This is a genomic window from Corynebacterium sp. DNF00584 (assembly GCF_001552965.1).
Classification (GTDB): Bacteria; Actinomycetota; Actinomycetes; order Mycobacteriales; family Mycobacteriaceae; genus Corynebacterium; species Corynebacterium phoceense.
In genome coordinates, this window is record NZ_KQ959734.1 from 1 (window position 1) to 22,286 (window position 22,286).

Here is a 22,286-nt window from a genome sequence, read left to right on the forward strand (position 1 = left end):
AACGAGTTGCTCTCAAGCGACTTGTTCAAACTTAGTGATTGGCTTTGACTCTGTCAAATCCGAATCAACGGAGTTTGCGTTGCCGCCTCGCTGGCGACTTGGATAAATATAGGCCCGGACCTAGATTCAAACAAATCGCGAGGTCAGGGCCTTAAAAATCTAGTGGTAGCACGCCATCAAACCGTTGGGTCCTTCGATGACTTGGATGGGGGTTTCGAAGATATCGGTGAGGATGTCGTCTTTCATGATGGACTCGGTGGGTCCGAACTCCACGATCTGCCCGTCCTTGCACGCGCAGACATAGTCCGCATAGCGCGCGGCGAAGTTGATGTCGTGGAGGACGACGATGATGGTGCGGCCGAGGTCGCGGGCGGCGACCTGAAGGTGCTTCATCATCTCCACGGAGTGCGCGATATCCAAGTTATTGAGTGGCTCGTCGAGGAGGACGTAGTCAGTCTCCTGGCAGAGCACCATGGCGACGTAGGCGCGCTGGCGCTGGCCACCAGAGAGCTGGTCGAGGTACCGGTCCTGGAGTTCTTCCAAGTGGAGGAAGCGGATGTACTTGGAGATGATCTCCTCGTCGCCGGCGGTAATGCGCCCCTGCGTATACGGGAAGCGGCCAAAGCCCACGAGCTGGCGCACGGTGAGTTTGGTGACGAAGTGGTTCTCCTGGCGCAGGATGGACAGCACCTTGGCCAGTTCCTTGGACTTGGTCGAGGTGACGTCGTGGCCGCCCACGGAGATGGAACCGGCGTCCATGTCGAGAAGGCGACCAATCATGGTGAGCATCGTCGACTTGCCGGCGCCGTTGGGCCCCACGAGGGCGGTGATGCCGCCGGAGGGGATCTCCAGATCGAGGGGTCCGATGGTGAGCGACGAAGAGTAGGACTTCGTCACGTTCTTTAAAGAAATCACAGTCTGCCCTTTCGCAATATGACGAACAGGAATACGGAGCCGCCCACGAGCTCGATGATGATGGAGACCACGCCTTGGGCACGGAACACGTGGTTCATGATGAAGTAGGCACCGGTAAGCACGAGGAAGCCAAGACCGATGGCCATCGGGAAGATATAGCGGTGATCGTAGGTTTCCACGAACTGGTACGCCAGGGTGGCCACGAGGAAGCCGAGGAAGGTCATCGGACCGACCAGCGCGGTGGTCGTCGCCATGAGCATGGAGACAAGGATGAGCGTGTAGATTGCGTTGTACTTGTGGTTCACTCCGAGGTTCTGCGAGACGTCTGCACCCAAGGCGATGACGTTCAGGCGCCGCGCGTTGAGGAACAACAGGACTGTCGCGACGATCACGATGGGAATGGCCACCGAGTAGTACTCGGTGGACGCGTTGTTCACGGAGCCAAAGAGACGCGCGGTGAGCACGTCGAACTCGGAGGGCGTAAGCAGGCGCTGCATGAAGGTGGAGAGCGACCCCAGTCCCCCGCCGATGACCACACCCACGAGCAGCATGGCGTGAAGGTTCTTCTCCGCACCGGTGAGCAGCCAGGAGTAGAGCAGGAGGGACAGCAGAATCATGATGCCCATCTGCATGAGGAACGTCCCGAAGTTGCGCGAGGCCGTGAGCCCCGCGGCGCCCAGGAAGAAAACGGTCGCCGTGTTGATGACGCGGTAGAGCGCCTCGAAGCCCATGATGGACGGGGTGAGGATGCGGTTATTCGTTACCGTGTGGAAGGCGACGGTGGCCATGGCTTGGCACACGGCGACGATGGCCATGGCGGTGACGGCATCGGCGCGGCGCTCGGCGATGAGCCAGAACTTGCGGGTGCCGAATGGCATGGGGTTGTCCCAGGCGAGCAGGCCGAAGGCAAAAACTAAAGCCAGACCCCAAACGACGGACAGCGTTATCCAGTATTTCTTAGTGACCACGGTTGCTCCTCACGATGAGGACGACGAAGACGACGGCGCCGATGATGCCGAGGATGACGGAGACGGGCATCTCGAAGGGCGAGATGATGACGCGGCCCACGAGGTCGCAGAGCGTGACAATGCCGATACCGAGGACGCAGACCCACGGCAGGTTGGAGCGCAGGTCGTCGCCGCGGATCATGGATACGACGTTGGGCACGATGAGGCCGAGGAACGGCAGGGAGCCGACGACGACGGTGACGACGCCGGTCGCGATCGCGATAAGGCCGGTGCCGATGAGCAGCAGACGGTTGTAGTTGAGACCGACGTTCGTGGCGACGTCCTCGCCGAGGCCGACGACGGTGAGGCGGTCGGCGAAGAGGAAGACGACGATGAGCACGATGAGCACGATCCAGAGGACCTCGTACTGCCCCGAGTAAACCGAGGTAAACGAGCCCATGAACCAGATGCCGAGCTGTTGGAGCATGTCCGTTTCCAGCGCGAAGAAGGTCGAGACGGCGGAGACGACGGAGCCGAGCATGATGCCGATGATCGGCACAATGAGCGAGGAGCGCAGGGTCACGCGGCGCAGGAAGAGGAAGAAGACCATCGTGCCGATGAAGGCGAAGGCCACGGAACCGACCATGCGCACAAGGATGGTCGAGCCAGGAAAGACGACCATCGTGAAGAGTAGGCCGAGGCCGGCCCACTCGGTGGTGCCCGTCGTAGACGGCTCGGTGAAGCGGTTTTGCGTGAGCAGCTGCATCACGAGGCCGCTCATGGCCATGGCGGCGCCAGCGAGCACGAGCGCGATGGTGCGCGGCACGCGCGTGGTCATAAACATGTCAAAGCCGTCGCCGTGCGAGAACAGGTCGTACTCCCCCGTCGCCAGCGAGGCGAGCAAGAGCGCGAGCACGCCGATGCCCCCAAGCACCAGCTTCCAGTCCCACAGGCGCCGGCGGGTCCGCGGCGCCTCGAGTGTGTCAGTCATGAAAAATCCTTAAAACCGGAGGGGCAACGCGGCCGCTCCGGTGAAGGGGTCTAGCAGGGATTACTTAGCCGACTCAAAAGCGTCAGCGATCTGGTTGAGAACCTCGGTGTAGGTGATGATGTTCTCGTTGGTGTAGGTATCCTCCGGGGCCGTGATGATATGGCCGTCCTTGACGGCGGCGACGTTCTGCAGCGCGGCGTTGTCCTTGATCAGCGCCTCGCCGTGGAGCTGGCCATCCTTGGCGCCAATGGCACCGTCACGGTCCATGATGAAGATCCAGTCCGGGTTGGACTCGGCGATGGCCTCGACGGAGATGTCGTCGCCCTCGTGGTTGTTCGAGCCGTTTTCCACCTCGAGGGACGGCGTGAGGCCGAGCATGTCGAAGTATGGGCCGAAGAAGCGGCCTTCGTGCGGAGCGATGTAGCCGATCTCGCCGCCGGAGGTGTTCACGGCCATGATCTTCTTGGACGGATCGTAGGCCTTCTTCGCACGCTCGAGTGCCTTGTTGAAGTCGTCGACGAGCTTCGCGGCATCCTCCTCGTGGCCGAAGATCTGGCCCAGGGCCTCAGTCTGGCGGATGAGCTCGGCCGGCAGGTCCTTGCCGTCGCGCGGCTCGAAGTCGAGCACCGGCACCTCGTCACCCACGAGCTCCTGGAGGTCCTCTTGGTACTGCTCGAAGCGCTGGCCGTTGATGACGATCTGCGGGTCCGCGGCGACGAGCGCCTCAAGGTCCGGCTCCTTGTGGCTGCCCAGGTTGGCCTCGACGGTATCGGCGTTGATCTTGTCCGAAAGCGTCTTCGGCACGAGCTTGATCGGCGCCGCCACGATGTTGACGCCCCAGTCAGCGAGGATTTCGAAGGAACGGTTATCCGTCACGGCCACGCGATCATATGGGAGGGTGAGCTCGTGGGAGCCGATGTTGTCTTCGATGGTGAGCGTGGTGGCATCGGCAGCAGCGGCCGAGGTCTCCGTGGACTGAGAGGACTCCGTGGAGGAGCAGGACGCGAGCAGCGCGGCGGCGGTCACGGTAGCAACGGAGGCAACAAGAGTGCGACGAATCGTCATTGCGAGATAGATCCTTTTCATTTCCCGCCCAGAGCGAGATTAGGAGAGCGTATGTTTACGAAAGGTACCCTAACCAAACTTAGGCAAGGCACGCAAGGGGGTACCCCCATCCATCGAAAGATGGAGTCCACCCCACGCAGTAGAACTCTCGGACGGGCTTTCTCTCCTCGGCATCGTTGCCCTTCTCGGAGCCTGGTCAACTGGCCGCGCAACTTCCCCGCCCCGTCGCCGTGGCCGCCCGCCCCGCCATCCGCCTGCGCCGGCGCATGTACCTGCAAAGGATCGTCGCCGACCTCGAGGACGCGGACGAGGAAGGCTCCTACTACTAAGCCTTATTTACCTGCGGGCACCGTAATCACGTGCACGCCCAGCTCGCGAATCTGCGCGAGAATGTCCGCTGGCGCGTCCGTGGTCGTGACCAGCTGATGCAAATCCTCGATATCGCCAAACCGAAACGTCGAGACATGATTAAGCTTGCGCGGCGCCACGGCCAAGATGCGTCGCGCTGCCGCGCGCATCGCGGCGCGTTTATTCTCCGCATCGTCATACGTTGTCGTCGCCAGCCCGTGTTCCAGCGACGTCGAACACGACCCCAGCACCACCACGTCTGCGCGAAATTCCCGCAAGGCGCTCGCCACCGCGACGCTGGACAACGCCAGCGTGTCCGGTTCGACCTGCCCACCCGGCACAAAGATATTCGCTCCCGGCTTCGCCCCAAGCGCCACCGCGGAATGCAGGCTCAGACACATCGCCGTAATGGGCCGGCCAGCCAGCCACTGCGCAATGGCTTGCGCCGACGTGCCGTTGTCAAAAATCACCGCGTCATCATCAGCAATTAACTCCGATGCCGCCCGCGCAATCGCCGCCTTCGCCTCCGGGTCTTCTGCCTGCCGCACACGAAACGGCATGGGGGTTCCGCGCCGCTCGACCCGGCGCGCCCCACCATGCGTGCGCACGAGCAACGACAAAACACAACTTTCACCCCACATAGCCAGCATCCCCCTGGCAGAGGTCAGGCCAGACATGGTGAAACAATCCCAGAAGCGATAGCCCCGGACGAGGACCGCATTAACCGAAAAATTCGGCAAATGCTTCAGGTGCGAAAGCATTCTCCATGTCTTTGGGGAAAGGTACGACAGCGCGATCGATTGAGGCAGCCAATTCGTTGAGCTTCAGCTGCGTCGCAGCCAGAGTGCGCGGTCCTGCCCACGACGACAGAATTTCCACTTGCTGCTCCTGAGTCGCTGGTTCAGAAAGCATATAAACGCCCCGTACCGCAGCAACGATGTCCGCGTCATCTCCAGTACGATTCACGCAGACCTCGAGTCCAATTGCATCGTCTGCGAGATGTACTCCGAAAGTCATCGTTACGTTGATGGGAATCTCTTCCCCATTGCTGCTGAAGCTTTTTGCTTCAGCGCTGACTTTCGCTACGGAATATGATTCGGAGATTATCAGCTCCGTCCCCTCACCCATGCACCTTGCTCCTTGTTGTCGTTCTAAAAGACGGTCCGCGGCGCGGAGAGAACTCCGATGTTAACGGATCCCCAGTAGCGATAACCTTCATCTGAAAATGGGTCGTACTCGGGGGCGAGGGAGAATGCACCGCGGACGGTTCAACTTCTTGGAAGCTGTGAACCCAGGCCGACATGGAGAGCTCAGCCCCCACGGCCTTGGCATACCGCCGAAGAGTAGACATCGTAAAATTCGATTCGCCTTGCTCAAAAGCAACAATTACGTCGCTTTCTACTCTGAGCGCGGCCGCCACCTCGTCGATAGTTCGACCGCTGTCTTGACGAATTGCTCGCAAGTCATCAACCAGTTTAAGTTGAGCACGGGCATTGACCCGCCCGAGCGAGTTTCGACTTCTCATGGGACACCACCTCTCCGTCTACATAGCCTTCGGTCCCCACATAGCTTTTAGTCTGAGTATAGATTAGCTTTCGCGCAGGTACCTAAGACTAAATTGCTTATGGTCGCGAGTCCAGCGTCGCGCCTCATCAATCGCACCCTTGATGTGGGAATCTTGCTTGCCGCGTTTCACTTTCTTTTTGCGCACCTTTTTCCCACGCAGGCTGGAGAACAAGACATCATCGGTCGGCTCACTGGTTTCGGCATCATTCAAATCATGGAAATAGGATCGCCAGAGAATTCCGTCTTCTTCGTTGAAGGAGCTTCCTTGAAAACGAATTTCTCCGTACCACGGGATTTGCCCACTTGCTGCACGCCAACGACGCAGTGTTCTTTCCCCCACCGGACAACGATAACTCCCACGTCCACGACCAGTCTCCGCATTGTCAGCAACCGGAAGTCCACGTTGAACCGCTCGATCGAGAAGCTCATCATACAAATCAGCCGCAGCTTCATCGTTTTCGCACAGCTGCTCGTATTCAGATTGATAGCGAGGCGCCTCATGTACTCGGGCACCCGGCTCATTCAAGCGGCACAGTTCATCATCCATGTAACGGTCCTCTTCTAATTCCAAAGGTCTTGAATTGTGATAGTTAATTTTAAACGGCGCACTCGACATGAGCGCCTGCCCTTGAATCCCCGTTACGCACCCAGGTCCGTCAGGAATTCACCCCTGTAGCCTCACCGCAATCCGTCCCCAACGTTCATGCCAATCTCGTCCTCAGCTCACAGCTGCGCAGCGCTCGTTCCACTGCCCCACTTTTGTCAGCCTTTCACAAGGCACTCTCACAGCGATTATCTTCGTTAACGTTAAAGCGCGCCCCGCTCCAATGCCGAAGTCACTGAAAGACGAGCCCTCCCGCGCCCTCACAGCAGCTCTTGTATGGACCATCAGGAAAACCTATGCCCACGAATCGAGCCGCCCGTACGCTACTTCGACTAAACGCCTTCTCCTTGGCCAGAAACAAGCTCACATCGACACCAGTTCTTGTTATTCTCACCTCATCATGTCCGCGTCCCACTCACCCCAGGCCTCCAGCCCAAACAACACCGAACTCGACGCACTACGCCTCCGCGTCGAAGGGCTGGAACGTGCCCTCCTCGCCCTCGCCGGTGTTTCCTCCGTCGAGGAACTCCTTGAACAGCACGCAATTCCTGATGCACCAATCAACCTTGCGCAACCCACGGAATCTCTACCCGATGTCTCTGTTTCACCGACACCAGCCACCCGCACTCGGGTGCCAGGCGAAGTAACAAAAGACTCCTCCACCGCGGCAAAAATGGCGCTCTACATGTCGCGCTTCCGCGGCCGCCAGGACATCCACGCCATCGCGTGGACGAGCAAGGACGGCCAGAAGAAGTCCTGGTTTCCTGCCACGCGTCACGCGAAGTTCAAGGACGACCCATCACCGGAGAACCTCCGCCCACTCGACGCGTCGGTCATCACCAAGCACCTCACCCGCAACGAATTCTTTGCAGGGCTGTACCCGTTGCTTCCCGATGACACCTGCTATCTCCTCGCTTGTGACTTCGACGACGGCGACTTTCAAAGGGACGCCCTCGCCTACGCCGAACAATGCCGAGCCCACGGACTCGATCCGCTCATCGAGGTCTCTCGCTCCGGCGCCGGCGCCCATGTCTGGCTCTTCTTTGAGACCGCGGTTCCCGCGCAGCTCGCCCGCCAGGTTGGTCTCGGTTTACTCGCAAGCTCTCCACGTCCCGTGAAGTTCTCGAGCTACGACCGCTTCTTCCCTGCCCAAGATCGGCTACCCGTCAACGCGCGCGGCCAGGCCCAGCTGGGCAACCTCATCGCCCTCCCGCTGCAGGGCAACCATCGCCAGAAAGGCACTACCGTCTTCGTCGACGACGATTTCCATCCCTTCGACGATCAATTCGCCGTTCTTTCCTGCACCCGCCTCGCCACGCAGCACCAACTTCAGAAGATCCGCGATGCGCTCTACACCGACCACGATCCCGAGAAACTCCCCTCTCCACCCTGCAAGCAACAGTTAAAGAAAATCGCCAAGACCAACAAAGCCAAAAGCGACAAAGACCGGAAGGCCTCCGTCACCCACGACGCCCTCGTCCACATCGCCACCGCCAACCTCGACACCGCCACGCTCAATGCCCTGCGCCACCTGGGTGTCTTCCCCAACCCCGAGTTCTACAAGCTCCAAAATCAGCGCTTTTCCACATGGGGCAAACCCCGCGTCATCGTCCGCTATCAGGAAGACGCCAGCCCACACGGCAAGCACGAGCTCCTCCTCGACCGTGGTCTCCTCGAGCCAGCCATCGACATTCTCAAAGAAGCTGGCTACACCATCACCCGGCGCGGCCACACGCCCAAGCCGCCGAAGATTGACGCCACCTTCACCGGCGAGCTCACCCCGCCGCAGAAGAAGGCACTCAACGACATTTCAGCCCACCACACTGGTGTCCTCGTCGCCCCACCCGGCACCGGTAAGACCGTCATCGCCTGTGCACTCATCGCGCGCCGCCGCGTTCCCACCGCCGTCATCGTCAAAACCAAGGAACTCGCCGCGCAGTGGCACGATCGCCTCACACGTTTCCTCGACGTCTTACCTGGCACCAAAGCCAAGCCCACCCACGTCGTGGACATCGTCAGCGCCGTCGCGCTCGGCCGCAAGGACACAGACGCTTCTTTTCTCGAAAAGTACGGTCACGTCATCGTCGATGAGTGCCACGGCGTCGCAGCACCGGGACTGACCGCTGCACTGAGCAAGCTCAACATCCGCTATTGGACGGGGCTGACCGCCACGCCCTACCGTTCCGATGGTCTCGATCGCCTCATCACCATGCTGCTCGGACCCATCCGCCACACCATCGCGCCCCAGCGCACCACCCGGCGCGAGTACCACCCTCACCTCACCGAGTTCACCCACGAGATCCTCGGCCCTGTCGACATGACGGAGATCTACAACGCCCTTGCTGCCGATGCCGCCCGCAACGCCCTTGTCATCTCCGTCACCGCCGCCACAGCGCAGGCTGGCCACAACGTCCTCGTCCTGTCCAACCGCCGCGCCCACGTCGCCGCGCTCACGGAGGAACTTCGCCACCAGCTCCCCGATGCCAACGTCTTCTCCCTCACCGGCGGCCTCACCCCCGCCGAGCGCCACGACCTCCACGCCCAACTCGACGCCTCGACACACTTCGTCCTCGTCGCCATGGACAAAGTCGCCGGCGAGGGCTTTGACCTCCCCACCATCGACGCCCTCGTCCTCGCCTCCCCCATCTCTTTCAAGGGCAACATCATCCAGCGCATCGGCCGAGTGACCCGCGGCGAGACCAACGCCACCGCCACCGTCCACGACTTCAACGACTACAACTGCCCTCCCCTGGCCACAATGTTCAAACGCCGCCAACGCGTCATCAAAAACGAAGGCTTCGACATTATCCCCGTCACCGGCACCCCGGACACACCGCTTCCGCTCTCGCCTGCCGACGTCTCCGCCCCCAGGACCGCAGGTAGCTGAGACACCGAATGCACTACGGAGCGTGACATTTTCTCCGCTAATTGCCCAATGGTAGCTTCGGCAATGCAGCATACAGCGCCTCGCACTGCGGACATGCCGGCAGCGAGTCTGCGTCTTGTGTGGGAACGAAATAGACTCCACACAAGGAACGCACACCAGTCCCATCTATGATCTTGCTTGCTAAATGTTCACGGTGTGTGAAATGTGCGACGGCCCCGAGTTCTACCTCCGCGAGGGTGCGCATCACATCATGCGTTTCTAGCTCGGAAATGCGCTTGTCGAGACTCCCCGGCTCTTCCATTTGATGAAACGCGTCCCCAACACGATCCCAGCCTTGTGCGGGCGGGTAGACCGAAGCCAATACACGAACGATGAGCTGCCAATAGAGCTCCTCGTTGAAGTTGACTCCACGCTGCGGAAAGAACTCAACGATGACTTCATCTGCGGCGATGCGGTCCTCGCCCCGCACCAATTCCACGTACAACTCGACGGTCGCGAACCTCCCCAATCGCGCTAGCGGATGGTTCACGTCAAAGCGCGCTATCCCACCGCCACAAATCTCCTGCAACGCAACCAGCACCTCACGCTGGATATTGAGTTCCCACTCCGTACGAATACGCGCCGCCGTCTCCAACTTCAGCAAACGTTTATCGTCTTCCGTCGGCAATAGCCGAGTAATAGTACCGTTGTGCTCCTCACGCTCCACAAATTTATAGAAGTCGTCATTGTCCTCATGACCACCTTTTGCACGCCCTGCAGCAACCAGCCAGCACACTCCTGTTCCAGGATCGGTCCACACCCCGCCTCGCCACTGAGACTGCTTTATCTCCAGCAGACGAATGGAGACAGCACTCCCAATAGCGCCCACGTAGTTATCGGCGGACGCTGTGTCGGTGAACGATTCGGCGGTCTTCCTTATGATCGGATGTGCGAGCTCGCTTAACGGCAATAAATCTTCGTAACGCTCATCACCCACCGCACGCATGACGAACGATTCTTGCCAGCCGTCCCTCAAGTCCTCTTTAAGTACTCGAAGCGTGGGACGCCCGCGTCTACTATGCATAGCCCTTTTCGTACCGCAGAACCAAAACTAGAGCAAGTCCGCAATCGTTGCATCTACTGCACGCGTGGTTTGCTGCTGGCGTGCCAGACGCTGTGCCAGTTCAATACGATCCGAATCGCGCTGCTGCTCGAATAGGGCGAGGTCGACTACACGAATGCGTCGATGCGTGCCTACCTTAAAGTAGGGAATTTTTCCCTGATCGAGAAGGCGATTGAGAAATGTACGGCTCATACCGAGCTGCTTAGCTGCCTCATTCGGCGACAACGCAGCATCTTCCTCTGCGCTCAGCAGATTGCCACCGTTACGAAGCACCTCTGCAATGTTCTGCATAAGAGTACGTACAACCGGCGATTCGCTCGCTTTCGCAAGCGCGTCAAACTCCTCCAGCTGCTGAGGAGTCATCTTTTCGTCCTGGAGAATACGCATGGTCAACCTCTGCTTCAACACAACATAGTGTGTAGCAATCTCACTACACCATCTGTCGTAAGTGACACTACCGTTAAGACGGGAAAGTGTAAAGCAGTTTGACATGACACTCCCTGTGACATTTAAACCCTGATACCTGTTCGAACGCTTCGGCATCCCATGCCGGTTGCGTCCGCTAGCGTGGTGTATCAACGTCCCACCGCAACAAGGGCGTCATGGCGGCATCCCAATCAGGCTCGGATGATGACATCGTGAAGTTCTTCGTCAACGGCGAGGCCTTCAGCTTCACGGACGAAAACCCGGACAAGGATTCCTCGTATGCTTTCACCAAGATCTCCAGCGAGACTCCCAAGTTCGATGGTCGCACCGATCCCGTCGCAGCGACCACGTTCACGAACAACGTCGTCGATACCCAGGAGCTGACCATCGATATCCGCGACCACCACGTCGTTCCCGCCGGCGAGCACGGCAACGAGCAGGGTACGGCGCCCATCATCCTGTTCAAGTTCACCGCCACCAATAAAACGAACGAGCCGCTCATGCCGCTTCTCCCCAGCGACTTCCACGCCCTGCAATCGAAGCAGCTTGCCGATGCCCCTTTCCCCACCAAGACTCCATCGGCTCACTTGTCAACGAGGTCCCCATGGGCGAAAGCGTCGAAAACGCCATGGCGTTCGTCCTCGAGAACACCACCACGCCCGTCGAGCTCATCGTCCACGATCTCCTTTGCGCCAGGGCGCTCGGCCGAGCTACCTATCCGGTCAGCTAGCCCCAGCTTTCCGATGCACCCCTTACCCCAGCCCGGCACTCCCCTCACCGCTTGTCATCATCGCTGCCCCACCGCGAAGCACATCGCCGGGCATTCGTTAACCTCGCCCTTGGTTGCCAAGACCCCAAAACAAAAAGAGGAAACGCCGCAATCGAAGCGTTTCCTCTTTGTTTAACTATCAGCTTTTCGCCTCACTCAGCTTCGCAGCCCCGAGGTATCAAGCAAGCGTTCTAGTGCCTATTCGCACGCAACACCATCGTTGTCGCGATCGAGAGCCGAACGGTACCCCGGCTCGCCGCGGTACAGCGGAGCCTGGCCGGCCGCCCGCACGGCCGCACAGTTTCGGTAGTACGTCGACGCCGGTGCAGGAGCCGGCGCCGGAGCGTTATGCACGCGAGCCGGGACTGGCGCAGGTGCGGGAGCCGGTGCAGGCGCTGGCGCAGGGGCTGGTGCGGGAGCAGGCGCAGGGGCCGGTGCAGGCTTGGCAATCCGCGGCGGATTCGGGATGATCCCCGGCAGCGGATTCGGAATCATGCGCTGCTGGACTGCCCAGTACACGCCGCCGCCGATCAGCCCGACCAAAGCAACGACACCAACAACCGAGCCAACGATGATAGCCGCGTCAGACTCAACAGAGTCGGATTCCTGGTTCTCATCGTTTTCATTTCCGGGGTTCACCACGGTCGAATTCGTTGAATCCTCGGTAGTCGAGGGATCAAGATTCTGCGCATACGCCGGAGAGACAGCGCCGAAAGAGAGGGCCGCTGCAAGCAGGAGGCCGAGAGATTTCTTCTTCACAGAAGGTATTATGACTCTAGTCAGCCATTTGCCAGAAATTGGCACTTCGAGACTATTTTTGCAGCGCACAACCGCAAACGTTTCGGCTCGCTCAAGACGCTTACTGTCGAGATTAGACCGCACAGCTCCCAGACGCGACCTAGGGCCGCTTATCCCAACCGACCCCGCACCTTCTTCCATGCCATAGCGACATAGCTACGATTAAGCACCAATGCAAAGACGATCATCACGGCCAAAGCGGTGTTATTCCAGAGAAAGCTCCCTAAATAGAAAATCGCAATCACAAAAAATGAGGCCACCACCAAGGCCACCACATCCCGGAGGTTGTAGCGAATCCGCACTGCTTTCCGGGTGTCCCACGCACGGACAAGGGCAACGACTACAAACGACACCGTCGTCGCTGTCGCCGCGCCCAGAATACCGATAAACGGAATGAGCGCAACATTGAGAACCAGGTTGACCACGGCACCGAGGACAGTCGTCACCATCACGCGTCGGCTCTGCATCTTCGCTACATACACGGCATCGTAGATTCCGGCGAGAACGTTGATGACTACGCCAGCCACGAGCACCGGCACCACCACCAGGCCGCCGGAGTATTCGTCCGAAATCATGAGTTTGAAGAGGAGCGGCATGCCGGCAATGAGGACGAGACCGCCGCTACCGAAGAGCTTGAGCGCCGAGTTCGCGACGCTGGAGAAGAATTCATCGCGGTCAGGGCTCTTGATATTGACCGATGCCGACTCGGCCCAAGACATCGTGAAGACGCTATTGGGTGCGTTGAGTACGGTGACAAACTTCGCGGAAGCCGCGTAAATGCCGTTGGCACCCGTGCCAAGGAAGAAAGAAATAAGCAGACGGTCCGCCGCATTATTAACCCACCATGCAAGCCCATGCGGGATGAGTGGAACGGAATAGGCAAGCATCGCGCGGCATTGAGACTTCGACCGCAAGGACGGAACGACGAGTGTCCACATGCGCAGTACGAAAAAGAGGTAGAACGCACCCAGGGCATTGGCGATAATAAGCGCGCTGAACACGCCTGCCACCGCCCAATGGAACACGCCAACAAAAACCAGCGCCCCCACAAGCGTTACCGCCGCGGTGATGATATTGGACATCGCGTAGTGGAGGTTAAAGCCAAGACCACGCGAAATCTGGCCGAAGTTCTGCAGAAGTGTCATGCAGATTCCCACGCCCACCACGAGCAAGAAATGAGCCGGGCGGAAAGCGAGCCACACCCCTGCCGCGACAACCACCACGAACAATAAGAACAGCCCTAAAAGGGCAAGCGTATTCGTCACGATCCGCTGTTGTTCCTCACGTGAGTCACGCGCATCGATAAGGAAGCGGAAACTCGCCATGTGAATCTGGAGTGTGAGTACCGGAATCACAAGCGAGAACGCCACCGTCATAAGGTCAACAAAGCCGAACTCGTTCGTCGCCAGAGCGTGCGTATAAAAAGGCAGAAGGATGAAACCGACAATCTGGGCGGAAAGACTGCCCAGTCCCAAGATCAGCGTGTTCTTAAAGAGTTCGCCGCCTTTGCTCATCAGTGCACGCCCCGTGCTTTCCACTCATGAATCGCGGCCGGTAGCCAGGCCCCTGCGTAGCTAGCCGCGGCATAGATACGCAGTTGCGGCAAAGACTGTGCATCAGAAAGCACCACGCGTCGGTACCGCTTCATCAGCGCCAGAGCAGACCGACGCTCCGCAGCAGTGGAGGCTTCGAAGACCATGTACAACGCTTCGGCACACAGGCGATTATCAAAGGCCGCGGAGAGCTCTTCCTCACGCCGGGCTTCGATCTCTGTGACTAGGCGCATCCGGTTTTCGCGGCGAACAGAATGCATCGTGCTAGCGTCGTGCTGGCGGTAGCCATACAACGCATCATCCACGACAACGACGTGCTCAACCTGCGACATCACGTCAAGGTTCATGAGCAAGTCCTCGCCTACACAGACATCGCTATTAAACGGCTCCTCGCCTACGACAGAACGCGCAAACATCTTCGCCCACGGACCATTCGGAATCCGCTGGTACAACAATTCAGCACATGCCTCCTCGCCCGACAGAGTTTGCGCGGCGGAGGAACCAAGTTCAGCCGGCACATACGAAGCAGAAAATGGCGCGTACCCCGCGCACGCGATCTCAGCTCCGGCAGTCGAAAGAGCCGCTAGCAAGCGCGCCACCATGTCAGGATGTGCAGCATCGTCGCTGTCGACAAAGCATACGTACTTGCCCCGGGCCTCCTGGACTCCTCGATTACGCGACGCCGAGACACCTGCGTTTGGCTGCGCAATAACACGCACGCGTGCATCCCGGCGCGCCACCGCAGCGCACACCGCAGCAGTTTGGTCCGTCGAGCCATCATCAACAACGACGACTTCAATTTCCTCATGCGTCTGCGCCAGCAGACTGTTGAGGCATGACTCGATGTACTCCGCAACGTTATATGCGGGCACGATGATAGACACTAGGCTCATCGCGTGGCCACCTCGCGGTCAGCCCACTGTGCGTAGGTGTCGTAGTACTTGTCCATCACGGCCGCGGGTTCGAGCTGATCCAGGATCTGCGCAGTCTCGGCAGAAGGGTACTCCCCGAGCACTGCGTCGCGCAGCTTCGCTGCGAGCGCCGGGACATCGTTGAATTCCACCAGATATTCGCGCAGCTCGCCCGGCATAGCCTCACGCGCGCCGAACGGAACATCAAATGCAACCACAGGGCAGCCGCAGAAGTGAGCCTCAATAAGCACCATGGAAAATGCTTCGTATTCAGAGGGGTGCATGAGGCACGCCGCCTTGCGCATGACCGCAAAAGGATTGTCGACAAAGCCCATCAGAGTCACCGAGTCATTGAGCCCGCGCTTGTCGATCACCGCCTGGAGCTCGTCGCGCATTGGTCCCTCTCCCAGTAATTCATAGCGGTAGCCTTCAGCAGCGAGACCACTTTCGTCAAAGGCGGCAATGCCTGCAGCGAGGTTCTTGCCCTCGACATAACGGCCAACGGAAACAATGAGCTTCTCACGCTCCACCTCTGGTCCGCGCTGCTCGGCCATTCCATCGAAGTCCAGGAGGTTATAGATGTAAGTCATCGTCGGGCTCTTCATTTTGAAGTTCTCCCGAATCTCCTCATCGAGAAGCTGCTGAGAGACTGCGACTACTCGACGTCGGTTGTAGATGAACCGGCTCATGCATGCACTCATGCCCGTCCGAGAGACTCCAGCCATGCCGTGATTGACATAAATAAAGTCATCAGCGAATCGGCTCAGTCGCGTGACCAATTGCGCGAACGGCAGGTGTGCTGTCGCCAGGTCAATGCGGTAACGGGCCCAGTCATCCTCGAGGCGACGGTTAAGACCCCACACATAGAACGGCAGCAAGGCTCGGGCGCCGCGCTTGCCGATGCCCCGTACTTCCACATTGTCCGCAAGCGCGTATGCGTCGCTGGGCTTTTCGGCAAGGAGGTAGACAATAACTTTCTCATCCTCTCGCGCGCTGTTCGCCATATTTTGCACAACGCGTTCCGCACCACCGTGTGCAATGCCATTGATGACGTAGATAGACGCAGGCTTTTGCTTCTTGTGCGGAGCCTGCCGGATTGCCAGCGGAAGAATGCCCATGACCAGCACAGAGAACGCATGAGACATCGCCTCATAGGTAAGGAAGGTGCCCAAGAACGCAATCGTGATAAACACGCTGGTCACGTGACCATTCATTAATGGACGTCGCACTGCAAGGTAAAGCAGGACGAGACCAATAATGCCCAGTTCGACCGCAGTCTGAATCACCGAGCTATGGATTTGGACGTACCAGTCCACCGGAATGTTCGCTGATCGCGCTGCAGTGAGACCACTGCCAATGATGGGACTTTGACCGACCCATTGGAACGCACCATGCCACAAGCGAGAACGAGTGTAGAGCGTTTCAGTGGGCAGCTGAATCAGGTTAAATCCTGCAGCAATGGTCCCAGCAAAGGCTCCGAGAAGCATAAGCTCCTTGGCCAGTGCGCCGACGATGAAGCGATTGACCAAAACGAGAAGAAGCGCAAGGACGAGCATCACTAGGACAGCCTTGGACAGGCTCATGACGTAACCAAATGCCGCAATGGGAACAACGATGAGGTTGAGCCAGTTGCGGGTTCGCTTGATCTCAAAGATCGCGACGCCCGCCCAAATAACCATAAATAACGAAGCAAAGTTGGGGTCTTGCGCGTACCCAGCAAATCGGAAATCGCCCAGTGGCGTCGAGGAAATGCCATCGGAGCCCTTCCCCTCATACTCGCTGAAGTAGTTTCGCAGATCGAGACCGCGGTACACGAGGAACATGCTGAGGAAGAGGAAAGCACCCGAAATGTGTGTGCTCACACTCGTTGCTCGCCACGTCAACCGACTCCGGAAGGCAATGACCGTAAACCAGAAAAACAGGTTCAGCGCATTGGCTAGTGCCACAGTGAAGAACTGGTCCTGAACCAGCTCAAGGTCACTGAAAGTCCACGCCACGTTGCAGACCATCGCGAAGACGAAGTACCACAACAGATAGTGATTGGCGCCAGCCGCCCGCAATCGCGGCCACCGCTTCTCCCCCACGCACCGGATAAACCCGATGAAGAAAGCAAGGAGCCCTAGGCCAGCGGGAACAAGCCGGGCATCCTGGCCGAACACGAGCAGTTCTCGGTTAAAAGTGGCGAATATAAACGAAAACAGAAAACCGTTAAATATCCAAGCTTCTACACGCTGCAGCACGGCGCGCTCCTCACAGTGAAAGTCAACTCCGGAATCCACCAACATGGACTGCATATCGGTATGTCGAGTAGTTAGTCTTTAGTGAACGTACACTAAAAGCAGCCGGGAGGTCCCAGTGCGTGGTAGTACGGGGAATGTGTCCAAACCATAATGAGTATGGCAGTACCTGCGTCACAGGGCCGCTTCTTCCATCTAATTTTCACCCCTTGTTCACCTGGTGCATCGAAATATCCACCCCCGGCGAACTATTGGTGAAATAAGCATTAATTCATTACCTATCCCCTTAAATTCTGCGACTTGCCGCCATAAGCTGGGTGAGCAATTCCCGATGGCGACCTCAAACTGCACATACTCGTGACATAAGGATTCGCCCCGTTTAAATCCCCTGGAGTACTCATGCAGACCCTTGTTACTGGCGGCGCTGGTTTTATTGGTTCCCACCTCGTTGATCTACTCATCGCGAAAGGTCACGATGTCGTCGTGATCGACAATCTCAGCAGCGGTACCTTGGACAACCTGGCACAGCACGAAAGTGCAACAAATCTGACATTCATTGAGGATGACCTGCTGACCATGGACATCGACGACGTCGTAGCCCAATACCAGCCCGAAGTCATCTTCCATCTTGCTGCCCAAATTGATGTACGCCGTTCTGTGGAGGACCCTATCCGCGACGCACAGCTGAATATCAGCGCTACGATTCGACTTGCAGAAGCTGCGCGTAAGGCTGGTGTCCGCAAGATCGTCCATACTTCTTCGGGCGGTTCTATTTACGGTCTTCCAGAGGATCTGCCGGTATCCGAGGAAACCCCCCTTGATCCACATTGCCCCTACGCCGCATCCAAGGTTTCAGGTGAGTACTACCTAAACACATTCCGTCATCTATACGGAGTCGACTGCAGCTTCATCGCACCCGCGAACGTGTACGGTCCTCGCCAGAACCCCCATGGCGAGGCTGGCGTGGTCGCGATCTTCTCCGAGGCGCTCCTATCCGGCCGTCCAACCAAGATCTTTGGCGGCGGCACCAACACTCGTGACTACGTCTACGTTGGTGACCTGGTTCGTGCTTTCTACGCAGCATCGGGCGAGCGCGGCAGTGGCATGCGTTTCAACATCGGTACCTCAATCGAAACCACGGACCGCAACCTCCACTCGCTGGTCGCAGAAGTCGTTGGCGCTCCAGACACCCCGGAAGACTTGCCAGCTCGCTTGGGCGATCTTCCGCGCTCCGCGCTCTCGTACGCACGTGCCAAGCACGTGCTCGATTGGGAACCACAGGTCACGCTGCGCGAAGGCATCGAACTGACGGTGGGTTACTTCCGTTCCCGCCACCGTGCACAGCTGTCGCACCAGTTTTCCTAAACCCCTCTCCTCTTCAGCACCCTCACGGCAGGTTGATCAATCATCAACCTGCCTGAGTCATTTGTGAAAGCACCATGAAAAACCTTCTCTACGCGAACTATCTCAAGCGCAGTCTGGACATCGCCGGCGCCCTAGCACTCGGGGCCGTCACCGCTCCCGTAATGGCTGCCGTTGCTATCGGCATCAAGGCCACATCCAAAGGCCCCGTCATCTTCAAGCAGCAACGTCTCGGCAAAGATGAAAGGCCATTCTACATTTGCAAGTTCCGGTCCATGTACACGGAAGCCCCAAGCCTTCCTCCGTACATGCTGCAGGACCCAGACGCATTCATCACGCCGCTAGGAAAATGGCTGCGGAAGACGTCCATCGACGAGCTCCCACAGGTCATGAACGTACTCAAGGGCGACATGAGCTTCATCGGACCGCGCCCAGGTGCTGCGCGCAATGAAGAAGAGCTCCGTATAGCCCGGCGCGAGCTAGGTGTCTTCAACATCCGCCCTGGCATCACTGGCTGGGCACAGGTCAATGGGCGCGACGAGCTCGCGGCGAATCCGGTGGAGAAGGCCGAGTATGACGCGTTCTATGTCAACAACGTTTCACTACGTATGGACCTGCGCTGCCTGATGAACACGGTCAGCACAGTAGCGCTGCGCGAAGGGTACGTAGAGGGCGCGAAGAAGGGGAAGCCAGCCCGCCGCAAGGTCCTCTTCCTCATCCATACTCTCGGTGGGGGCGGCGCTGAGAAGGTCCTTGTTGACCTCACAGCGGCGCTTGATCCGGAAATCTTCGACATCACAGTCATGACGGTCATCGACACCGGTATTTACAAGAAACAGCTCGCCCCTCACGTCACTTATAAGACAATCTTCAAACTGCCGAGTTTCGTAAAGAAGCGCTCGACAGACACATCAGGCACGCTGAACGCCCAAGCAAGCGACAAGACGAAGCTTGCAGCACAGCTGTACGCCAAGGCCTGGCGGTTCATTCCGCTGCACCTCTTCCACCGCGCAACTATCCGCTCCTCCTATGATGTTGAAGTCGCATTCCTCGAGGGCATTCCCGCCAAGATCATCGGCAGTTCGCCTAACCAACGATCGCGCAGATTGGCCTGGATCCATACCGACTTTGCAAAGAACCACAAATCCAAGCAGTTCTTCAAGTCCCGAGCCTCGGAACTTCGCCGTTATGGTGCTTTCGACAAGATCGTGTTCGTTTCCCCCGAATCCCAAGCCGGTTTCGCCCAGGAATTGGGCTCCCCGGTCGACTCAGAGGTTATCCCGAACCCCATCAACGTTGAGCGAGTACAGGAGTGGAGCCAGCAACCGCTGCCAGAAGAAGCCATAGGCACATACGCGAAGGAACACTGTGATATCACCGTTGTTGGCCGTCTCGTCCCAGTAAAGGCACTTGATCGCCTCATCACCGTCGTCCAAAGGTTGCGCGCTGAAGGAGTACGTCTTGATCTCCACATCGTAGGCGACGGCCAGGAGCGAGAAGGCCTCCAAGCTCTAGCCGACTACGCGGACAACATCCACTTCCATGGGTATCAGTCAAATCCGTATCCGTTCATCACTGCGTCTGATCTCTTCATGATTCCATCGCACGCCGAGGGCTTCAGTACCGTCATGCTCGAGAGCCTGCTACTAGGCGTCGCCACTATGTCCACCAAGGTTTCAGGTAGTTCTTTCCTCGAGCCGCAGCAGGTTATAGGAAACGACGAAGCATCGATTACACAGGCGCTTCGCTCCTTTGCAACAGATCACGACTTCGCACGGGAGATCGACTCTGCGTCTGAGCGCGGACAAACCAAAGCGCTACATATGGTCAAGGCAAATCTTCAGCGCATTGAGTCCCTACTCAATGGCAAAGCATCGGACGACTAATCTCTCGGACCTGCGAGCGGGTAGACTGCGGATCGACCCTAGACGCCGTGCAGCCCTCGTGCAGGATTTGCACGACGGGCTGACCACCTCAACCACAGGACTACTATCGTGACTTCTCGCTCCGTCGCTTTCGTCGGACTCGGCTACATCGGACTACCTACTGCTGTCGTTATGGCGAATGCTGGCGTCGAAGTCACCGGTATCGATGTCAACGCTGCCAATGTAGAGCGCATCAACCGCGGCGAGGTCACCATTGTCGAGCCTGGTCTGCAGGACGAGCTCACCAAGGCCCTCGAGTCTGGCCGGTTCCACGCCACCACTCAGCAAGTCCACGCGGACATCTATATCGTCGCAGTGCCCACGCCATTCACGGATACACACGACGTGGACATGAAGTACATCTACTCCGCGGCTGAAGACATTGCTCCGCAGTTAGTCGGCGATGAGCTCATCATTCTCGAGTCCACCTCATCCCCGCAGACTACTGCCAAAATGGCCCAACACATCCTCGAGCTGCGCCCAGATCTCGCAGCCGATAGAACTAACAATTCCGAAGCCAAGCCCGTCGTCTATTTCGCACATTGCCCCGAGCGCATCCTGCCAGGCAACGCCATTGCGGAACTCAAGTCAAACGACCGCATCATCGGCGGACAAACTCCCGAAGCCACCCGCCGTGCCACGGAAATTTATTCGACTTTCTGCACCGGCGAGCTTCTGCCTACCAATGACGTCACAGCCGAGATGGCGAAACTAACGGAGAATTCCTTCCGCGACGTTAATATCGCCTTTGCAAATGAGCTCTCACTCATCTGTGACAACCTCGGCATCGACGTTTGGGAACTCATCAACCTCGCCAACCATCACCCGCGCGTCAATATCCTGCAGCCCGGCCCCGGCGTTGGCGGTCACTGCATCGCTGTCGATCCTTGGTTCATCGTCGCAGCAGATCCTATTAATGCCCGACTCATTCGTACCGCGCGGAACGTCAACGACAGCAAGCCGGCATGGGTCATCGACAAGGTCAAGCAAGCGGTCGCGACTACCCGAGCTACAAAGATCGCGGTGCTTGGCCTCGCGTTCAAAGCGAACATCGACGACCTGCGCCAGTCGCCTGCGCTCAACATCGCCGTAGACCTCGCTGAAGAGCTTCCCGATGCCGCCATCCTCGCCGTCGAGCCAAACATCACCGAGCTACCCAAGCGTCTTAAGGGTTTCGACAACGTTCAGCTCAGCGATTACCAGACCGCCATACATGAAGCTGCAGTCTTGGTCCTCCTGGTCGATCACAAAGAGTTCAGGGAGCTGCCCGCAACTACCATTAAGGGCAAGACCATTGTCGACACCAAGGGCCTATGGGCATAGACCAGACAACACGAGGTGGGGAAGAACCGCTTGGAGGGGCTTCGGCCCCTCCACCAGGTTTTTAGTCTCCAAAAGCGGCTTTCGCCGCCCTCTATCGGCTTTCATCGTTGTTTCTTCTTTCCCGCTGAGCCCCGTCTCGGTCGCACAAGCCGCCAGAGGAACGAGTGACGCACAACACTGTGCACACGTAGAACTCCGAGGAAGCCTATAGCCTTGCCGCAGTCCTCTATTACGCAACATCCGGGGAGCCAGCGAGCCGTAAACGCCTCCGTGCCCATCGCCGGTGCCGCGAACAACGGGTCTGACCCCAGAAAGTGGACACGTCGGGGCTTAGGCTGCCGTTTCGGCGTAGTTGGTACCGGTAATCCGCGTAGTTGGTACCGGGTTTCCGGGTAGGTGGTACCGTCATTCATTTTCGGTCATCGTATAGGTGGCGTTGGCGCAACCCGTGCCAACGCGTCATCACCTTTCATGACCTCAAGGAGTGCCTTTCATGGCCAACTTCAAAGACATCATGGCACTGTTGAGGTTACCCTCGTTTAGTGGACACCCTATTT

General features: G+C 58.3%; 20 protein-coding genes. 6 read left to right on the forward strand and 14 right to left on the reverse strand.

What is annotated here, in order from left to right; genetic code table 11:
* Window positions 1–159: 159 nt before the first annotated feature.
* The 4 genes from HMPREF0307_RS03485 to HMPREF0307_RS03500 are packed head-to-tail and all read right to left on the reverse strand — an operon-like array spanning window position 160 to window position 3,918.
* The gene (locus HMPREF0307_RS03485) at window positions 160–915 is read right to left on the reverse strand and encodes an iron ABC transporter ATP-binding protein (protein WP_066487306.1); all 756 of its coding nucleotides are present in this window, start codon (window positions 913–915) and stop codon (window positions 160–162) included.
* Window positions 912–1,883 carry an iron chelate uptake ABC transporter family permease subunit gene (locus HMPREF0307_RS03490; RefSeq protein ID WP_066487308.1) on the reverse strand — a complete coding sequence of 324 codons (972 nt, stop codon included), beginning with the start codon at window positions 1,881–1,883 and terminating at the stop codon, window positions 912–914. The genes HMPREF0307_RS03485 and HMPREF0307_RS03490 overlap by 4 nt, the downstream gene beginning before the upstream one ends.
* Window positions 1,873–2,853, reverse strand: coding sequence for an ABC transporter permease (locus tag HMPREF0307_RS03495; protein ID WP_066487311.1), 981 nt, complete (start codon window positions 2,851–2,853; stop codon window positions 1,873–1,875). Before HMPREF0307_RS03495 ends, HMPREF0307_RS03490 begins: the two co-directional genes overlap by 11 nt.
* 60 nt (window positions 2,854–2,913) lie before the next feature.
* Window positions 2,914–3,918 carry a siderophore ABC transporter substrate-binding protein gene (locus HMPREF0307_RS03500; protein WP_066487313.1) on the reverse strand — a complete coding sequence of 335 codons (1,005 nt, stop codon included), beginning with the start codon at window positions 3,916–3,918 and terminating at the stop codon, window positions 2,914–2,916.
* A 176-nt stretch (window positions 3,919–4,094) separates the two neighbouring features.
* Between HMPREF0307_RS03500 and HMPREF0307_RS12835 the strand changes: the two genes are divergently transcribed.
* Window positions 4,095–4,247 (forward strand): hypothetical protein, encoded by a 153-nt coding sequence (locus HMPREF0307_RS12835; protein WP_156435897.1) that lies wholly within the window; start codon window positions 4,095–4,097, stop codon window positions 4,245–4,247.
* Window positions 4,248–4,250: 3 nt separating this feature from the next.
* Here HMPREF0307_RS12835 and HMPREF0307_RS03505 read toward each other — a convergent pair whose 3' ends face one another.
* From HMPREF0307_RS03505 to HMPREF0307_RS12840, 4 genes are all read right to left on the reverse strand, one after another.
* Window positions 4,251–5,027 (reverse strand): DeoR/GlpR family DNA-binding transcription regulator, encoded by a 777-nt coding sequence (locus HMPREF0307_RS03505; protein ID WP_231725023.1) that lies wholly within the window; start codon window positions 5,025–5,027, stop codon window positions 4,251–4,253.
* Window positions 4,987–5,394 carry a hypothetical protein gene (locus HMPREF0307_RS03510; RefSeq protein WP_066487316.1) on the reverse strand — a complete coding sequence of 136 codons (408 nt, stop codon included), beginning with the start codon at window positions 5,392–5,394 and terminating at the stop codon, window positions 4,987–4,989. The genes HMPREF0307_RS03505 and HMPREF0307_RS03510 overlap by 41 nt, the downstream gene beginning before the upstream one ends.
* Window positions 5,387–5,791 (reverse strand): helix-turn-helix domain-containing protein, encoded by a 405-nt coding sequence (locus HMPREF0307_RS13530; RefSeq protein ID WP_082723209.1) that lies wholly within the window; start codon window positions 5,789–5,791, stop codon window positions 5,387–5,389. Before HMPREF0307_RS13530 ends, HMPREF0307_RS03510 begins: the two co-directional genes overlap by 8 nt.
* Window positions 5,792–5,854: 63 nt before the next feature.
* Window positions 5,855–6,379, reverse strand: coding sequence for a hypothetical protein (locus tag HMPREF0307_RS12840; protein ID WP_148140166.1), 525 nt, complete (start codon window positions 6,377–6,379; stop codon window positions 5,855–5,857).
* Window positions 6,380–7,121: 742 nt separating this feature from the next.
* Here HMPREF0307_RS12840 and HMPREF0307_RS03520 point away from each other — a divergent pair.
* On the forward strand, window positions 7,122–9,323 hold the full coding sequence (locus HMPREF0307_RS03520) for a DEAD/DEAH box helicase (protein WP_231725024.1): 2,202 nt from the start codon (window positions 7,122–7,124) through the stop codon (window positions 9,321–9,323).
* A 37-nt stretch (window positions 9,324–9,360) separates the two neighbouring features.
* Here the strand turns inward: HMPREF0307_RS03520 and HMPREF0307_RS03525 are convergent, their stop codons facing one another.
* Window positions 9,361–10,308, reverse strand: a complete 948-nt coding sequence (locus tag HMPREF0307_RS03525) for a DUF3039 domain-containing protein (protein WP_066487323.1) — start codon at window positions 10,306–10,308, stop codon at window positions 9,361–9,363.
* 105 nt (window positions 10,309–10,413) lie between these two features.
* Entirely contained in the window at window positions 10,414–10,812 is a 399-nt protein-coding gene (locus HMPREF0307_RS03530) for a helix-turn-helix domain-containing protein (RefSeq protein WP_068802205.1), read from the reverse strand.
* 215 nt (window positions 10,813–11,027) lie between these two features.
* Between HMPREF0307_RS03530 and HMPREF0307_RS12845 the strand changes: the two genes are divergently transcribed.
* On the forward strand, window positions 11,028–11,756 hold the full coding sequence (locus tag HMPREF0307_RS12845; RefSeq protein ID WP_141759180.1) for a hypothetical protein: 729 nt from the start codon (window positions 11,028–11,030) through the stop codon (window positions 11,754–11,756).
* 62 nt (window positions 11,757–11,818) lie between these two features.
* On the opposite strand, the gene HMPREF0307_RS12485 is transcribed toward HMPREF0307_RS12845, so the two are convergent.
* The 4 genes from HMPREF0307_RS12485 to HMPREF0307_RS03555 form a co-directional block, all read right to left on the reverse strand.
* Window positions 11,819–12,379: an excalibur calcium-binding domain-containing protein gene (locus tag HMPREF0307_RS12485; protein WP_070539573.1), complete on the reverse strand. Its 561-nt coding sequence runs from the start codon at window positions 12,377–12,379 to the stop codon at window positions 11,819–11,821.
* 149 nt (window positions 12,380–12,528) lie between these two features.
* Entirely contained in the window at window positions 12,529–13,932 is a 1,404-nt protein-coding gene (locus tag HMPREF0307_RS03545) for an oligosaccharide flippase family protein (RefSeq protein WP_066487350.1), read from the reverse strand.
* A complete protein-coding gene (locus HMPREF0307_RS03550; protein ID WP_197418378.1) occupies window positions 13,932–14,855 on the reverse strand; it encodes a glycosyltransferase family 2 protein in 924 nt (307 codons plus the stop codon). Before HMPREF0307_RS03550 ends, HMPREF0307_RS03545 begins: the two co-directional genes overlap by 1 nt.
* A 5-nt stretch (window positions 14,856–14,860) precedes the next feature.
* Entirely contained in the window at window positions 14,861–17,176 is a 2,316-nt protein-coding gene (locus tag HMPREF0307_RS03555; RefSeq protein WP_066487360.1) for a glycosyltransferase, read from the reverse strand.
* 342 nt (window positions 17,177–17,518) lie between these two features.
* On the opposite strand from HMPREF0307_RS03555, the gene HMPREF0307_RS03560 reads away from it, so the two are divergent.
* From HMPREF0307_RS03560 to wecC, 3 genes are all read left to right on the forward strand, one after another.
* Window positions 17,519–18,484 carry an NAD-dependent epimerase/dehydratase family protein gene (locus HMPREF0307_RS03560; RefSeq protein ID WP_066487366.1) on the forward strand — a complete coding sequence of 322 codons (966 nt, stop codon included), beginning with the start codon at window positions 17,519–17,521 and terminating at the stop codon, window positions 18,482–18,484.
* 74 nt (window positions 18,485–18,558) lie between these two features.
* A complete protein-coding gene (locus tag HMPREF0307_RS13125; RefSeq protein ID WP_197418379.1) occupies window positions 18,559–20,367 on the forward strand; it encodes a sugar transferase in 1,809 nt (602 codons plus the stop codon).
* Between the two features lie 108 nt (window positions 20,368–20,475).
* Window positions 20,476–21,729 (forward strand): UDP-N-acetyl-D-mannosamine dehydrogenase, encoded by a 1,254-nt coding sequence (gene wecC, locus HMPREF0307_RS03570; protein ID WP_066487374.1) that lies wholly within the window; start codon window positions 20,476–20,478, stop codon window positions 21,727–21,729.
* Window positions 21,730–22,286: the final 557 nt, after the last annotated feature.

Bases quoted from the DNA above. Each gene is read 5' to 3' on its own strand.
- HMPREF0307_RS03495 (WP_066487311.1), bottom strand. From the start codon at position 2,853: ATGACTGACACACTCGAGGCGCCGCGGACCCGCCGGCGCCTGTGGGAC.
- HMPREF0307_RS03500 (WP_066487313.1), bottom strand. From the start codon at position 3,918: ATGACGATTCGTCGCACTCTTGTTGCCTCCGTTGCTACCGTGACCGCC.
- HMPREF0307_RS03505 (WP_231725023.1), bottom strand. From the start codon at position 5,027: ATGCTTTCGCACCTGAAGCATTTGCCGAATTTTTCGGTTAATGCGGTC.
- HMPREF0307_RS03510 (WP_066487316.1), bottom strand. From the start codon at position 5,394: ATGGGTGAGGGGACGGAGCTGATAATCTCCGAATCATATTCCGTAGCG.
- HMPREF0307_RS13530 (WP_082723209.1), bottom strand. From the start codon at position 5,791: ATGAGAAGTCGAAACTCGCTCGGGCGGGTCAATGCCCGTGCTCAACTT.
- HMPREF0307_RS12840 (WP_148140166.1), bottom strand. From the start codon at position 6,379: ATGGATGATGAACTGTGCCGCTTGAATGAGCCGGGTGCCCGAGTACAT.
- HMPREF0307_RS03520 (WP_231725024.1), top strand. From the start codon at position 7,122: ATGTCGCGCTTCCGCGGCCGCCAGGACATCCACGCCATCGCGTGGACG.
- HMPREF0307_RS03525 (WP_066487323.1), bottom strand. From the start codon at position 10,308: ATGCGTGCGGTGGGTGATGAGCGTTACGAAGATTTATTGCCGTTAAGC.
- HMPREF0307_RS03530 (WP_068802205.1), bottom strand. From the start codon at position 10,812: ATGCGTATTCTCCAGGACGAAAAGATGACTCCTCAGCAGCTGGAGGAG.
- HMPREF0307_RS12845 (WP_141759180.1), top strand. From the start codon at position 11,028: ATGGCGGCATCCCAATCAGGCTCGGATGATGACATCGTGAAGTTCTTC.
- HMPREF0307_RS03545 (WP_066487350.1), bottom strand. From the start codon at position 13,932: ATGAGCAAAGGCGGCGAACTCTTTAAGAACACGCTGATCTTGGGACTG.
- HMPREF0307_RS03555 (WP_066487360.1), bottom strand. From the start codon at position 17,176: ATGCAGTCCATGTTGGTGGATTCCGGAGTTGACTTTCACTGTGAGGAG.
- HMPREF0307_RS03560 (WP_066487366.1), top strand. From the start codon at position 17,519: ATGCAGACCCTTGTTACTGGCGGCGCTGGTTTTATTGGTTCCCACCTC.
- HMPREF0307_RS13125 (WP_197418379.1), top strand. From the start codon at position 18,559: ATGAAAAACCTTCTCTACGCGAACTATCTCAAGCGCAGTCTGGACATC.